The following is a 13895-nucleotide window of genomic DNA, read 5'->3' on the forward strand; positions in this document are numbered from 1 at the left end:
CAAAGCGCTCTGTGATGACCGTCATCTCAAGAGACACATTTAAGCGGTTTTTAGTTTTGGGTAACGTACCGCAATGGCGATTACGGCAAAAATTGCCAGAATCCAGCAGTAATATACGCCACCAATCAGTTCGACCGGAGAGAGTTTGGCAATTGAACATGCCAGCAGCAACTGTGCGCCATAAGGAATCAACCCCTGAACGACGCAGGAAAAAATATCCATTAGGGCAGCGGCTCGTTTGGGATCTACGCCGTATTCTTTGGCTACTTCACGGGCCATATCTCCCGACAGGATAATGGCCACGGTATTATTTGCCACAAACAGATTAGAAAATACCACCAGAAAACTGATGCCAATTTCGCCAGCGCGTTCACGGCCGACCTTAAACAGGCGCGTCAATGCATAAATGCGTTCGATCAGCCAGCGCAAGCCACCTTCACGTTGCATGAGAGCAGACAGACCGCCCAGGAACATGGAGAGCAAGGCCACCTCAAACATGCCAACAAAGCCATCATAAATTGAAGTGTTCAGCTTGAGCAGATTAAAACCGGGCGTAGCAAACAGGCCGAACAGGCTCGATAACAATACGCCCATACTCAGCACGGCTAAAACATGCAAACGGCTAAAGGCCAATAAAAAGACGGCGATATAAGGAAGAATCAGGATCCAGTTGAAATCCTGATATGCCACAGGGCTGGAACGACCGATACTCACAATATAAATCAGAATCGTGATTATGGAAGCCGGAACGGCAATCCAGACATTGACTCTGAACTTGTCACGCAGTTGTACACGCTGACTAGTCGTGGCGGCTATCGTTGTGTCGGAAATCATTGACAGGTTGTCACCGAACATGGCGCCACCCACAACTGCTCCAATTGCATAAACTACTGCAATATCCGTTGCTTGACTAAAACCAAAAGCAATTGGCGCACAGGCTGCAATAGTCCCCATAGAGGTCCCCATTGCCGTTGCCAGAAAGGCTGAAATCACAAATAGCATGGGGAGGACAAATTCGGGAGGGATGATCGACAAAGCCATCTGTACCGTTGCATCGACACTGCCAATGGTACTGCTCACATTGGCAAAGGCCCCGGCCAGCATAAACACCATGAACATCAGTACCAGATTGGGATGGCTGGCTCCTTTTAAAAATGCTTCAATTCCCTGATTCAGTTTGCCACGATACAGCCAGACTGCCAGCATGATGGCAGGCAGTGCGGCAACTGGCGCTTTGACCTGATAAAACGCAAACTCCGTTCCGATCAGGGAATGATAGATCCCGCTACCTAAAAAAATGGTTAAAAATACAATAAGCGGCAGCAGTGCAATGGCGTTAGCCTGCACGCTAGCTTCGGAATCAGTCTGCATAGGAGATAAAAAATTAAAAGAATGCGGCTAGTATAAAGCAGGTTTTGCAATTTCCGAAAACTTTAAGTGAATGCGCTAACATCTGTATTTTTATAATTTTTATATATTAAAAATAAGTTTATCTAAGTATTCAATATTTTAGGGCATAGTAAAATTAGGCATCTTTGATCATTGAGAAAAAAATCAAAATAATCGTAAATAGAGCCTTCCGGGTTGTTCTGAAATCTTCATACAGGAAAGGAAATACCAGAGGTCGATGCTGCACACTGTTCAATGGACAAAAAATAGCGTTACAATGCGATGTCTTGTATTTCTACATAGTCAATGCCTCAAGTTTAAAATACGTTAAGGAAAGCTCAGCCCTATGTCACGTTTAGCCACACGATTTGAACAACTTAAATCTCAACAGCGTAAAGCTTTGGTTTCTTATTTAATGGCTGGTGATCCGCATCCAGAGGTCACTGTACCTCTTCTTCATCAGATGGTGGATGCAGGGGTGGATGTGATTGAGTTGGGTCTTCCTTTTTCTGACCCGATGGCGGATGGTCCGACCATTGCCCTAGCTGCAGAACGCGCGCTGGCAGGTGGAACCAATACGCTGGATGCACTGCACATGGTGAAAGAGTTTCGCTTGAAAGATCGCGAAACACCTGTGGTGCTGATGGGCTATCTAAATCCGGTCGAAGTCATTGGCTATGAAAAATTTGTCGCTTATGCCTATGAATGCGGTGTAGATGGTGTGCTTCTGGTCGATCTTCCACCAGAAGAAGCAGCAGATCTGGGTCAGGTCTTGGAAAAATACGAGATGGACCAGATTTTCTTGCTGGCACCGACCTCAACTGATGAGCGCATTCAGCATGTAGTTAAACAGGCCGGTGGCTTTATTTACTACGTGTCGTTAAAAGGTGTGACCGGTGCTGCGACTTTAGATGTGTCTGAAGCAGCAACACGTATTCAGAAAATTAAGGCTGAGACAGATATTCCTGTAGGTGTGGGTTTTGGTATCAGTGATGCTGCATCTGCGAAAGCGATGGGTGTTGCTGCCGATGCAGTCATTGTGGGGAGCGCATTTGTTAAACATTTCGCATCTCTCCCGCCAGAACAGGCCGTTATTGCTACGGTGAATAAAGTCAAGGAGCTTCGAGCAGCGCTCGATGAGTTAGTATGAGTCAACAAGTGAAATCAGGCAAAATTCTGAGCCCATCGACCCCATGGACGGAGCGTATTGTTCCGGGTATTCATGTTCCTGATGAGCAAACCACCCTCAAAGCCACATTTACAGAACCTACTATTGAATGCCCTGAATGTCATGCTTTGGTGACACGTACGGCGATGTCATTTAATGCCTATGTTTGTCCGCAATGTGATGAACATCTGAAAATGAAAGCGCGTGACCGTCTCAGCTGGTTCTTCGATCAGGTGGAAGCGGAAATGGGACAGGAATTCACTGCGAAAGATCCACTTAAATTTGTCGACAGTAAAGCTTATCCGGAGCGGATGTCAGAAGCGCAAAAGAAAACTGGTGAGACTGAAGCCCTGATTGTGATGCAAGGGTTGCTGAAAAACGTGCCAATGATTGCATGTGCCTTTGAATTCGACTTTATGGGCGGTTCAATGGGTACGGTTGTGGGTGACCGTTTTGTGCAGGCAGCAGAGCGTGCGATTAAAGCGCGTCAACCTTTAATCTGCTTTGCAGCATCTGGTGGTGCGCGTATGCAGGAAGGCATGCTGTCTCTGATGCAAATGGCGCGTACTTCAGCGGCTATCCAGCGTTTAAAAGAAGCCGGCCTGCCTTATGTAGTGGTTCTCACCCATCCGGTTTATGGGGGGGTAACAGCTTCTCTGGCAATGCTGGGGGATGTACATATTGCCGAACCTAAAGCCATGATCGGCTTTGCAGGTAAACGGGTAATTGAACAAACCGTGCGTGAAAAACTGGATGAACCGTTCCAGCGTGCTGAATATTTGCTTGATCATGGTGTAATCGATCAGATTGTTCACCGTCATGCATTACGTGATACAGTTTATCGCATTGTGACTAAACTGATGAACTTGCCTTGAATACAGCACCATTAGCAACAGATTCTTTGGATACATGGCTCGATTATTGGAGCCATGTTCACGTTACAGGTATTGATTTAGGTCTGGAGCGTGTCATTCCGGTAGCTGAAAAGCTAGGCGTGACCGACCCGGCTGCCAAAGTGCTGACCGTGGCTGGAACTAATGGGAAGGGTTCAACCACCACTACGCTGGCTGCCATTTTAAATGCGCACGGCTTTAAAGTGGGGCTATATCAGTCTCCGCATGTATATCGTTTCAATGAACGAGTCAAATTATGCGGGATTGAAGTCGAAGATCAGTTACTGATCGATGCGTTTGTACAGGTCGATCAGGCGCGCCGTGAATGTGATTTAAGCCTGTCTTTCTTTGAAGCCACTACGCTGGCTGCTTTCGTTATTTTTAAAGATCAAGACTGTGATGTCTGGGTGCTGGAAGTCGGCCTGGGCGGGCGTCTGGATGTGGTCAATGTAGTCAATCCAGATGTTGCAGTCATTACCAATATTGGTCTGGATCATACCGACTGGTTAGGGGATACTATCGAGAAAATTGCCTTTGAAAAGGCTGGTATTATTCGTCCAAATATTCCGGTAATTTTTGGCGGGCAGCAACAGATTCCACAGGCGATTTTAGATCAGGCGGCTAAGTCTAACGCACCCTTGTATGCGATTAACCGTGACTATTTTTATGAAGCCTTTGAAGAGGGCAAAACCTGGGCATTTGCGTCTTCAGGCACGACCTTAAAATTACCGACAGGCTCTCTGGCCTTAGAGAATATCTCGACAGCAATTGCAGCCCTTCTGCTGAGTGGATTAAAGCTTCGTCAGGAAGCAATTGCCGAAGGCATACAATTGGCGAAGCTGCCTGGACGGTTTGAAATTCGTGAAATTCAAGGTAAAACCGTGATTTTTGATGCAGGGCATAATCCGCACGGCGTCGAGTTTTTATTAAAGCAATTGCGTAATTATTTAAAATATAACAATAAATACAAAGAAGTGATTTGTGTTTTTTCCATGTTGGCTGATAAAGATATAAATTCTGTCGTTAAGTTATTGAAAGAACATATCCGATTGTGGAAAATTGCACCATTAGCGGTTCCGCGTGCGGCAGAGGTCACAGCTTTGGCAGAAGCTTTGAGCGGGGAAGCAGTAGAGCAATTTCATAAGGTGCAATTCGCTTTTAAGTCAGCGCTGGATCAGGCAGATAATCATCAGCTGATCTTGGTATGTGGGTCATTTCATACCTTAGAAGCGGTATGGGAGTATTTGGAAGAATGTCAATGAATAATAAACAGCGCTGGATGGGCGGTGTTGTTTTACTCGGTGGTGGTGTTTTATTGGCAGCATTACTTCTGAAAGGTCAGAATGAAATTCAGCAGGAGCGTCAACAAGGTCCGGTGCAGACGATGGAAGCAGAAAATAAAGAGGCTGTGAATAATTCATTAGGCTCTTTAACTGTGGATGTAGAAACTGAAAAGCGTTTACTGGAGCAGCAGCGCCGTGACCGTGAAAAAGCGGTCGCTGAGCAAGAGGCGCGTGCAGCTGAGTTCCTGGCAATGCAGCAACAGGCCGAGGCCGATGCGGCCCGTAAGGCCGCAGAAGAGTATGCAGCACTCAATGCTCATCGCTTGGGCCAGCAAAGTTCGGATAATATTCCACCTGAATTAGTTGACGATGAACAGGCCAAGCAGAAACGTCTGGCTGAAGAAAAAGCTGCGGCACAAAAGAAGCTGGAGCAGCAAAAACTCGCCCAGCAAAAGAATAATGCAGCAGCTGAGGCAGCTAAAAAAGAAGCTGAACGTCAGGCTTTAGCAGAAAAGCGTAAAGCTGAAGAAGCTCAAAAGGCAGCTGAAGCTCGCAAAGCTGCCGAGAAGAAAGAAGCCGAACGTAAAGCGGCAGAAGAAAAGCGCAAAGCCGATGAGGCTAAGAAAAAGGCTGAAGAAGAGCGTCGGGTAGCTGAACGTAAAGAGGCGGAAGAAAAACGTAAGGCAGAAGAAGCCAAGAAAAAGGCAGAAGCCGAGCAGGCACGCAAGCTGTTAGAAGGAGAGGACAGCAAGCAATGGATGGTACAGGTGGCTTTGGCCGCCAACGAAGCCAATGCCGATGCTGTGGCAGCCAAGTTGCGTGCCAAAGGCTATAAAGTGACTAAAAGTCCAACCTCCAAAGGGATTCGTATTATGGTGGGTCCATCCAAGGACCGTGAAGCTGCGGATGCGGCCCGTAAGAAGATTGCATCTGATGCCAGCCTAAATATGAAGTCTGCTTGGGTGATTGACTGGGTACCTTTGGACAAGCGTCAATAATTGATTACCACCTTGAAGTTGTAGATGGATCCGAGAGTTACACCCGGATCCATTTTACAGGTTCAGGGCTAAATACTTTCTCAATATTGTGCCCAGTCATGTGAAAGCCATAACCGCCGTATTTTATTTCATGCCCAGCGTCCTCAATTGACCAGTGCTGTAAAATAATCCGGTACAGGGCAATACTGGCAGCGGTACGGTCAGAGCCGCAGTAGCAATAGAGGAGTACCTTTTCATTGTTCTTGCGAGCCTGCTGAATTTCCTTTATCACTTTTAATAAATCTTTCCAATCCGGTGCCTAGGTATGTATTGGCACATGATGCAGTTGAAAATCCTTCTGGGCGAGCAGTTTGCTGCTCTGAACACGGTATAAAAATAAAAAACCTCAGTCCATTGATCAATGCACGGAGGTTTATCCCAACGCAGGGAATAAAAGAGACCGAATCTATGGCATGTTCATATCGTTTCGATCAGGCTATTAAAATTTTCAGCGACTTATTAAAATGTTTCCTGAGGTTTTAAGCTTAGTGTATAGAGTTCTAATTTTATTTTTTGCCCCCAGTTCTACTCTAAGACATAGCTTCCCTCAAAGTAGAACTGGGCATGGCTTAGCCTTACTCAGGCTGAGGCGTTAGTCTTAAGTATGGAGTGACCGCTTTATAACCTTTAGGAAAACGCTGCTTGATTTCTTCCTCATCTTGTAATGAAGGAACAATCACCACATCATCTCCCTGTTGCCAGTTGGCTGGAGTGGCCACTTTGTGTTGATCCGTGAGTTGTAAGGAATCTACCACCCGTAAAACTTCATGAAAGTTACGTCCAGTAGATGCAGGGTAAGTAATGATCAAACGTACTTTTTTGTTGGGATCAATAATGACCAGGGAGCGAACAGTTAAAGTCTCACTGGCATTGGGATGAATAAAGTCATAAAGTTCAGAAACTTTACGGTCCTGATCGGCAATAATCGGAAAATTGACCGTAGTTGCCTGGGTTTCATTAATATCTTTAATCCAGCCCTGATGAGATTCAACATCATCGACAGAAAGGGCAATGGCTTTAACCCCACGTTTGTCAAACTCATCTTTGAGTTTTGCGGTATAGCCAAGTTCTGTTGTGCAGACCGGAGTATAATCCGCAGGGTGTGAAAATAAAATGCCCCAGCTATCACCTAAAAAATCATAAAAATTAATTAAGCCTGCACTGGATTGCTGTTCAAAATTGGGTGCAGTATCACCTAAACGTAAACTCATATGTTTGCCTCAATTGATCTTATAATAGAAGGATAAGAATCAATATGAACCATTTTATTTATCTTGGAAAATAGTGTTTTTAGAATTGCTTATACAAATTTTTCATAAGAAGACTGTCCTTCTATCCAGAATCAGCAAAAACAGTCAGCTAATTGACTATATTGCCCAGTCAAAATTTGCTACATTATTTTGCCTTAGGTTTCAGGGCTAGAACTAAGGATGAGATTTTTTCAACGGTTTTATGCTAAAACCCTTGTAGTTCAAATTTCTAGTACCATAATAACGACTAAGAACATATTCATTTGATAAGCAAGATTTAGAGAGTCTATTCATGTTGGCAAGTCTGATCGGAGGAATCTTCGGTACCAAAAATGAGCGTGAACTCAAACGCATGCGTAAAATCGTAGACAAGATTAATGCGCTCGAGCCGACGATATCTGCCCTTAGCGATGCAGACTTATCTGCAAAAACTGAAGAATTCAAACAACGATATAATAAAGGTGAAAGCCTAGATAAATTACTTCCTGAAGCATTTGCGGTCTGTCGTGAAGCGGCTAAACGTGTCATGAGCATGCGCCACTATGATGTACAGCTGATTGGTGGTATTACCTTGCACGAAGGTAAAATTGCCGAAATGCGTACGGGTGAAGGTAAAACGCTGATGGGCACACTCGCCTGTTATTTGAATGCGCTCAGTGGTCAGGGTGTACATGTCATTACGGTAAACGATTATCTGGCACAACGTGATGCCGAGCTGAACCGTCCATTATTTGAATTTCTGGGTTTAAGCATTGGAATTATTTATTCCATGCAAAATCCGGCCGAGAAAGCAGAAGCCTATCGTGCCGACATCACCTATGGAACCAACAACGAATTCGGTTTCGATTATTTACGTGACAACATGGTGTTCTCGCTGGCTGAGAAAAAACAGCGTGGCCTGCCTTATGCGATTATCGATGAGGTGGACTCGATCCTGATTGACGAAGCACGGACACCTTTAATCATTTCAGGTCAAAGTGAAGATTCTTCACAGTTGTATGCGGCTATCAACAGCATTCCACCAAAATTAAAAGCACAAAAAGAAGAAAAAGTGCCGGATGGCGGGCATTTCTGGGTAGATGAGAAACAGCGCTCTGTAGAAATTACCGAAGTCGGTTTTGAAACCATCGAAAGTGAACTGATTACAATGGGCTTGCTGGCAGAGGGCGAGAGTCTTTATTCCGCTGCTAACCTGAACCTGCTGCATCATGTAACCGCGGCAATCCGTGCGCATTATCTCTATCAGCGTAACGTCCATTATATTATCAATGATGGTGAAGTCATCATTGTGGATGAGAATACTGGTCGTACCATGCCGGGCCGTCGCTGGTCTGAAGGTCTGCATCAGGCCGTTGAGGCGAAAGAGGGTCTGGAAATCCAGCCTGAAAACCAGACTCTGGCAACCACGACTTTCCAGAACTATTTCCGTTTGTATAAAAAATTATCCGGGATGACCGGGACTGCAGATACGGAAGCTGCGGAAATGAAAGAAATTTACGGCCTGGATGTGGTGATTATCCCAACCCATCGACCAATGGTGCGTAAAGACCATAACGATTTGATCTATTTAAATCGTGAAGGTAAATATAACGCGATTATTCAAGAAATTCAGCGCGTGCATGAAGCAGGTGTAGCCCCGATCCTGATTGGTACTGCAACTATTGAAGCTTCTGAAATTCTTTCGGAGAAACTAAAAGCTGCAGGCATTCAGCATGAAGTCTTGAATGCCAAGCAGCATGAACGTGAAGCAGATATTATTGCGCAAGCTGGTGCACCGCGTGCGGTCACTATTGCGACCAATATGGCCGGTCGTGGTACCGATATTTTATTAGGGGGTAACTGGAAAGCATTACTCGCCAAAATTGAGAATCCGACCCCTGAAGACGAAACACGTCTAAAAGCTGAGTGGGAAGCCAACCATGAAGCGGTATTGGCTTCGGGTGGTCTGCATATTATTGGTTCTGAACGCCATGAATCACGCCGTATTGATAACCAGCTGCGTGGTCGTGCTGGCCGTCAGGGTGACCCGGGTGTATCCCGATTCTATTTATCACTTGAAGATGACCTGATGCGAATCTTTGCCGGTGATCGCGTGGTCGGTATGATGCGTGCGATGGGCTTGCAGGAAGATGAAGCCATCGAGCACAAAATGGTGTCACGTTCCATTGAAAATGCCCAGCGTAAAGTAGAAGCACGTAACTTTGACATCCGTAAAAACCTGTTGAAGTATGATGATGTTAATAATGAACAGCGGAAAATCATTTACACTCAGCGTGATGAAATTCTCGCAGAAAGCTCACTGCAAGATTATATTGAAGAGATGATTCGTGAAGTGATGCAGGGCATGATTGCCAACTATATTCCACCTGAGTCGATTCATGACCAGTGGGATATTGAAGGCTTGGAACTGGCATTGCGTGAAGAATTATCGATTGACCTGCCGATTGCCCAGTGGCTGGAGCAGGATCGTCGTCTGGATGAAGAGTCTCTGGTCGAGCGTATTAGTGACGAAGTCCTCAATCGTTACCGTTCACGTCGTGAGCAGATGGGACCTGAGTCAGCCGGTTCACTGGAACGCCATTTCATGCTGAACTCTCTGGACCGTCATTGGAAAGAACATCTGGCGGCGATGGATTATCTGCGTCAAGGGATCCATTTGCGTGGCTATGCCCAGAAAAACCCAGAGCAGGAATATAAGAAAGAAGCTTACAACCTATTTGTGAATATGTTGGGTGTAATTAAATCTGATGTGGTGACTGATCTGTCACGTATTCATGTGCCAACGCCAGAAGAACTGGCTGAAATGGAAGCCCAACAACAGGCTCAAGCAGAAGCAATGCGTCTGCAACTGTCTCATGAAGAGTTTGATGGCTTGCTGACAGAAGGTGAGGAGATGAGAGCTGAGCCGAATACTCCGATCAATTCGGTTGCGCCGGTATTTGAAGCACCAGCCAGCCGTAATTCACCGTGTCCATGTGGTTCAGGCCTGAAGTACAAACAGTGTCATGGCAAGCTCTAAACATCTTTGACGCTCAGAGCTTGCGGGCTCTGAAATTTTATGTATAAATATTTTTCAGAGTCGGAATACCATTTGCAGTCCTGATGGTTAAATGGTATTAAATGGCTCATTCAGCACCGAAAAGTGGAATAGACAATGAAAAAAGTATTACAAACACTCATGATGGCTGCTTTGGCAACTCCTGCTCTAAGTTTTGCAGAAACGGGAACAACAACCCTCACTAAGGTTCAGCAAGCGATTGGACCAACCAGTACGCAGGTTGAAGTGGGTGCAGATGGCCGAGTTACTGTAGCGAGTCCACGTACGGGTATCCGCTATACGTTTAACAACCAGAACCGCCCGATTGTAGTGCAAACTGAAGCCATTGCTGCTGCAAATGCGGCCAATGCTGATCGCATTGTGGCATCTAACCCAGCGCTTTCGGCAGCCAGCCAGCAGCAGGCCAAACAGGCTTTACTGAGTGAAGCAGCGCAACTTGCAAAAAACTAAGTCTGAATTTTTTCAGAAATTAAAAAACCAGTCCCTGAGACTGGTTTTTTATTGTGAAAACCTATGATAAATCACCATACATTGCAGGGCTTTGGCTCGATTTTTTATTCCAGATCAACTAAGCTGTCTTTTTATAAACTTCAACATTGGACAATGAGAAATGGCAGTTGGTGACGTATCTATGCCACAGATGCATGTGGTAAAAGGGGTGAAAATTGGTTCGGCAGAAGCCTATGTACGCTACCAGAACCGACGTGACCTGGTGGTATTTGAGCTAGCTGAAGGCTCCAATGTTGCAGGGGTATTTACCCAGAATGCATTTTGTGCAGCGCCGGTGCATGTTTCTAGGGCACATCTGGCAGCGGGAAATCCACGCTATTTAGTCATTAATACCGGAAACGCGAATGCGGGCACTGGCGCAACGGGTATGGCCAATGCAGAAGCCACCTGCGCCCAGCTGGCAAAGCTTGCTGGAGTGAACCCAGAACAGGTGTTACCGTTCTCGACCGGAGTGATTGGTGAACAGTTGCCTATAGAACGTTTGCTTAGTGGCTTGCAGCCAGCCCTGGATTCATTGCGTGATGATGCCTGGGGAGATGCAGCAACTGGAATCATGACCACAGATACCACGCCAAAAGGTGCTTCTGAACAGTTCGAGATGGATGGTATTCGCTATACCATGACGGGTATTTCCAAGGGTGCCGGGATGATTCGCCCGAATATGGCGACCATGTTGGGCTATGTGGCAACGGATGCGCCAATTAGCCGTGAACTGGTACAACAGTTACTTTCCATCACAGTTAATCAATCCTTTAACCGTATTACCATCGATGGCGATACCTCTACCAATGACTCCTGTATTTTTATTGCAACTGGTCAGGCGGGAGGCACGGAAATATCTTCTGTTGAAGATCCGCGTTATGCCGTGGTTCTAGAAGTGCTCATGCGTACCATGAAGCGTTTAGCGCACCTGATTGTGCGTGATGGTGAAGGGGCGACCAAGTTTATTACTGTAGCGGTAGAAGGTGGTGCCAATACTCAGGAATGCTGCGATGTTGCTTATAGTATTGCCCATTCTCCATTGGTGAAAACCGCTATTTTTGCTTCTGATCCAAACTGGGGGCGTATCCTGGCGGCGATTGGTTATGCCGGTGTGGCGCATTTAGACGTTGCAAAAATTCAGGTTTGGTTAGATGATGTACAAATCTGCAAAGATGGTGGTGCAGCAGCTGACTACACTGAAGAAGCGGGTGCGCGTGTCATGGCGCAGGCTGAAATGATGATTCGTGTGGATCTGGGACGTGGTAAGGCAAAAGACACAGTATATACCTGTGATCTGTCTTATGATTATGTCAAGATTAATGCAGATTATCGTTCATAGTGCAGATGATTGCTCAAGCCTCCTCGCGTGGGGGCTTTTTTATATCTCAAATGTTTTAATGACCGGTCAAAAATAGCAGACCGCCACATCTGGCCGGTGAATAGGGTAAATGGTTGCCTTTGGGGCAAGCAGTAAAGATAAAAGAGTAGATGTTGTTATGAATAATGCGACCAATTTAATAGCCAATGAAGCAAAGTCGATTGTGCAGGCGCATTTAGACCGTTTAGGTGAACCTAAGGAACATCAGCTGACTGAACAGCTAAAACAGGAAAAATTTGCACAGATCAAGGCAGAGCTTGAAAAGCAGGATGCTGTATTGGTCGCACATTATTATTGCGATCCTGAAGTTCAGGAACTGGCTGAACTGACTGGAGGCTGTGTCTCTGATTCGCTAGAAATGGCACGTTTTGGACGAGACCATCCGGCATCCACTCTGGTTGTGGCCGGAGTTAAATTCATGGGGGAAACCTCGAAAATTCTTTCTCCTGAAAAAACCGTGTTAATGCCGACACTTGAAGCGACCTGCTCACTGGATCTGGGCTGTCCAGTTGATGAGTTTAGCAAGTTTTGTGATGCATATCCTGATCATACAGTAGTGGTATATGCCAATACATCAGCTGCTGTGAAAGCGCGCGCTGATTGGGTGGTAACTTCTAGCTGTGCCGTTGAGATTGTCGAGCATTTAGATAGCTTGGGTGAGAAAATCATTTGGGCGCCAGATCAACACCTGGGACGCTATATCCAGAAAAAAACAGGTGCAGAAATGTTGCTTTGGGATGGTTCATGTATTGTGCATGAGGAGTTCCGTTCGCGTGGCATTGCTCAGATGAAAGCGATGTATCCTGATGCAGCGGTTCTGGTTCATCCTGAATCACCAGAATCGGTGGTAGATGTTGCCGATGCAGTTGGAAGCACTTCACAGCTGATTAAAGCAGCACAAACATTGCCACATCAACGTCTGATCGTAGCCACAGACCGCGGTATCTTCTATAAAATGCAGCAGGCTGTTCCAGAAAAAATCCTGATTGAGGCGCCGACTGCCGGAGAAGGCGCAACTTGCCGTTCCTGTGCCCACTGTCCATGGATGGCGATGAATGAACTGGATGGAATTTTACAGGTTCTGCAACAGCGTAATCAGGAAATTCAGGTAGATCCTGTGCTGGCGCAGCGTGCAAAGCTGCCTTTAGATCGTATGCTGAATTTTAGTGCCAGCTTAAAGCGCTAGGGTTTGTATAAAAAATGTCTGAAATGCTTGATAAATAAACGCTTGAAGTGTTTTTTTGATTTTTTTTAAATATAGGTGTTGACGTCTTTGGGCGTCACGCCTAGAATGCACACCGTACCGAACGATAGTTCGATACAAAAGCTGAGATGAATCGGAGCATAGCACAGCCTGGTAGTGCACCTGGTTTGGGACCAGGGGGTCGTAGGTTCGAATCCTACTGCTCCGACCAATTCTTCAAGGCAAATGATGTTTACATCAGTAACGCGCTTGTAGCTCAGTTGGATAGAGCATCCGCCTTCTAAGCGGATGGTCACAGGTTCGAATCCTGTCAGGCGCGCCATTTGGTCGCTTGATATCAAGAACCAAATGTAATGGTGGATGTAGCTCAGTTGGTAGAGCCCTGGATTGTGATTCCAGTTGTCGCGGGTTCGAATCCCGTCATTCACCCCAACTTTTAAAGTTGAAATCGGAGCATAGCACAGCCTGGTAGTGCACCTGGTTTGGGACCAGGGGGTCGTAGGTTCGAATCCTACTGCTCCGACCATCTATACAAAGATGGTTGAAATAAAAGATACCGCGTAAAGCGGTTTTTTTGTGTCTGAAATTTTATAAAAACCAAAAGCTCCAAGGGGAGCTTTCAACAAGACATACTTTTAAGGCACGATAATAATAACCTGAGTTCGATGAAATCCACTTAGCCTTTTAACATATTTTGGAAAGTTGGCTTATTGGGATTCAAACAATAAGCCACTACAGCAGCC

The 13895-nt window shown here is 45.8% G+C and carries 11 protein-coding genes and 4 tRNA genes; 12 read left to right on the plus strand and 3 right to left on the minus strand.

All coding sequences use genetic code 11. From position 1 onward, the window contains the following. Positions 1–39: 39 nt before the first annotated feature. Entirely contained in the window at positions 40–1371 is a 1332-nt protein-coding gene (locus NI461_RS01450) for a Na+/H+ antiporter NhaC family protein (RefSeq protein ID WP_151203619.1), read from the minus strand. 364 nt (positions 1372–1735) lie between these two features. On the opposite strand from NI461_RS01450, the gene trpA reads away from it, so the two are divergent. The 4 genes from trpA to NI461_RS01470 are packed head-to-tail and all read left to right on the plus strand — an operon-like array spanning position 1736 to position 5731. Next, positions 1736–2539 carry a tryptophan synthase subunit alpha gene (trpA, locus tag NI461_RS01455; RefSeq protein WP_151203617.1) on the plus strand — a complete coding sequence of 268 codons (804 nt, stop codon included), beginning with the start codon at positions 1736–1738 and terminating at the stop codon, positions 2537–2539. Further along, positions 2536–3432 carry an acetyl-CoA carboxylase, carboxyltransferase subunit beta gene (gene accD, locus NI461_RS01460; protein WP_174660246.1) on the plus strand — a complete coding sequence of 299 codons (897 nt, stop codon included), beginning with the start codon at positions 2536–2538 and terminating at the stop codon, positions 3430–3432. Before trpA ends, accD begins: the two co-directional genes overlap by 4 nt. Next, positions 3429–4712 (plus strand): bifunctional tetrahydrofolate synthase/dihydrofolate synthase, encoded by a 1284-nt coding sequence (folC, locus tag NI461_RS01465; RefSeq protein ID WP_174660245.1) that lies wholly within the window; start codon positions 3429–3431, stop codon positions 4710–4712. The genes accD and folC overlap by 4 nt, the downstream gene beginning before the upstream one ends. Continuing rightward, positions 4709–5731, plus strand: a complete 1023-nt coding sequence (locus NI461_RS01470) for an SPOR domain-containing protein (RefSeq protein WP_151207504.1) — start codon at positions 4709–4711, stop codon at positions 5729–5731. The genes folC and NI461_RS01470 overlap by 4 nt, the downstream gene beginning before the upstream one ends. 37 nt (positions 5732–5768) lie before the next feature. Here NI461_RS01470 and NI461_RS01475 read toward each other — a convergent pair whose 3' ends face one another. Together NI461_RS01475 and NI461_RS01480 are read right to left on the minus strand one after the other, a co-directional pair. Beyond that, on the minus strand, positions 5769–6002 hold the full coding sequence (locus NI461_RS01475; RefSeq protein ID WP_306670470.1) for a protein-tyrosine phosphatase family protein: 234 nt from the start codon (positions 6000–6002) through the stop codon (positions 5769–5771). Between the two features lie 343 nt (positions 6003–6345). Further along, positions 6346–6981 (minus strand): peroxiredoxin, encoded by a 636-nt coding sequence (locus tag NI461_RS01480; protein WP_151205252.1) that lies wholly within the window; start codon positions 6979–6981, stop codon positions 6346–6348. A 331-nt stretch (positions 6982–7312) separates the two neighbouring features. On the opposite strand from NI461_RS01480, the gene secA reads away from it, so the two are divergent. The 8 genes from secA (at position 7313) to NI461_RS01520 (ending at position 13678) form a co-directional block, all read left to right on the plus strand. Then, complete coding sequence (gene secA, locus NI461_RS01485; RefSeq protein WP_174660244.1) at positions 7313–10039, plus strand: preprotein translocase subunit SecA; 2727 nt, start codon at positions 7313–7315, stop codon at positions 10037–10039. 135 nt (positions 10040–10174) lie between these two features. After that, entirely contained in the window at positions 10175–10528 is a 354-nt protein-coding gene (locus NI461_RS01490) for a hypothetical protein (RefSeq protein WP_151205250.1), read from the plus strand. A gap of 160 nt (positions 10529–10688) precedes the next feature. Next, on the plus strand, positions 10689–11909 hold the full coding sequence (gene argJ, locus NI461_RS01495; protein ID WP_253156284.1) for a bifunctional glutamate N-acetyltransferase/amino-acid acetyltransferase ArgJ: 1221 nt from the start codon (positions 10689–10691) through the stop codon (positions 11907–11909). Positions 11910–12066: 157 nt separating this feature from the next. Then, complete coding sequence (gene nadA / locus NI461_RS01500; RefSeq protein ID WP_253156287.1) at positions 12067–13134, plus strand: quinolinate synthase NadA; 1068 nt, start codon at positions 12067–12069, stop codon at positions 13132–13134. A 152-nt stretch (positions 13135–13286) separates the two neighbouring features. Further along, positions 13287–13363 (plus strand) — tRNA-Pro (locus NI461_RS01505). Positions 13364–13397: 34 nt separating this feature from the next. Then, positions 13398–13474, plus strand: a tRNA-Arg gene (locus NI461_RS01510). Between the two features lie 34 nt (positions 13475–13508). Beyond that, positions 13509–13584: transfer RNA gene (locus tag NI461_RS01515), tRNA-His, on the plus strand. Between the two features lie 17 nt (positions 13585–13601). Then, positions 13602–13678, plus strand: a tRNA-Pro gene (locus NI461_RS01520). Positions 13679–13895 lie beyond the last annotated feature (217 nt).

Source organism: Acinetobacter sp. S4400-12 (assembly GCF_024129495.1).
GTDB classification, from domain to species: Bacteria; Pseudomonadota; Gammaproteobacteria; order Pseudomonadales; family Moraxellaceae; genus Acinetobacter; species Acinetobacter lwoffii_C.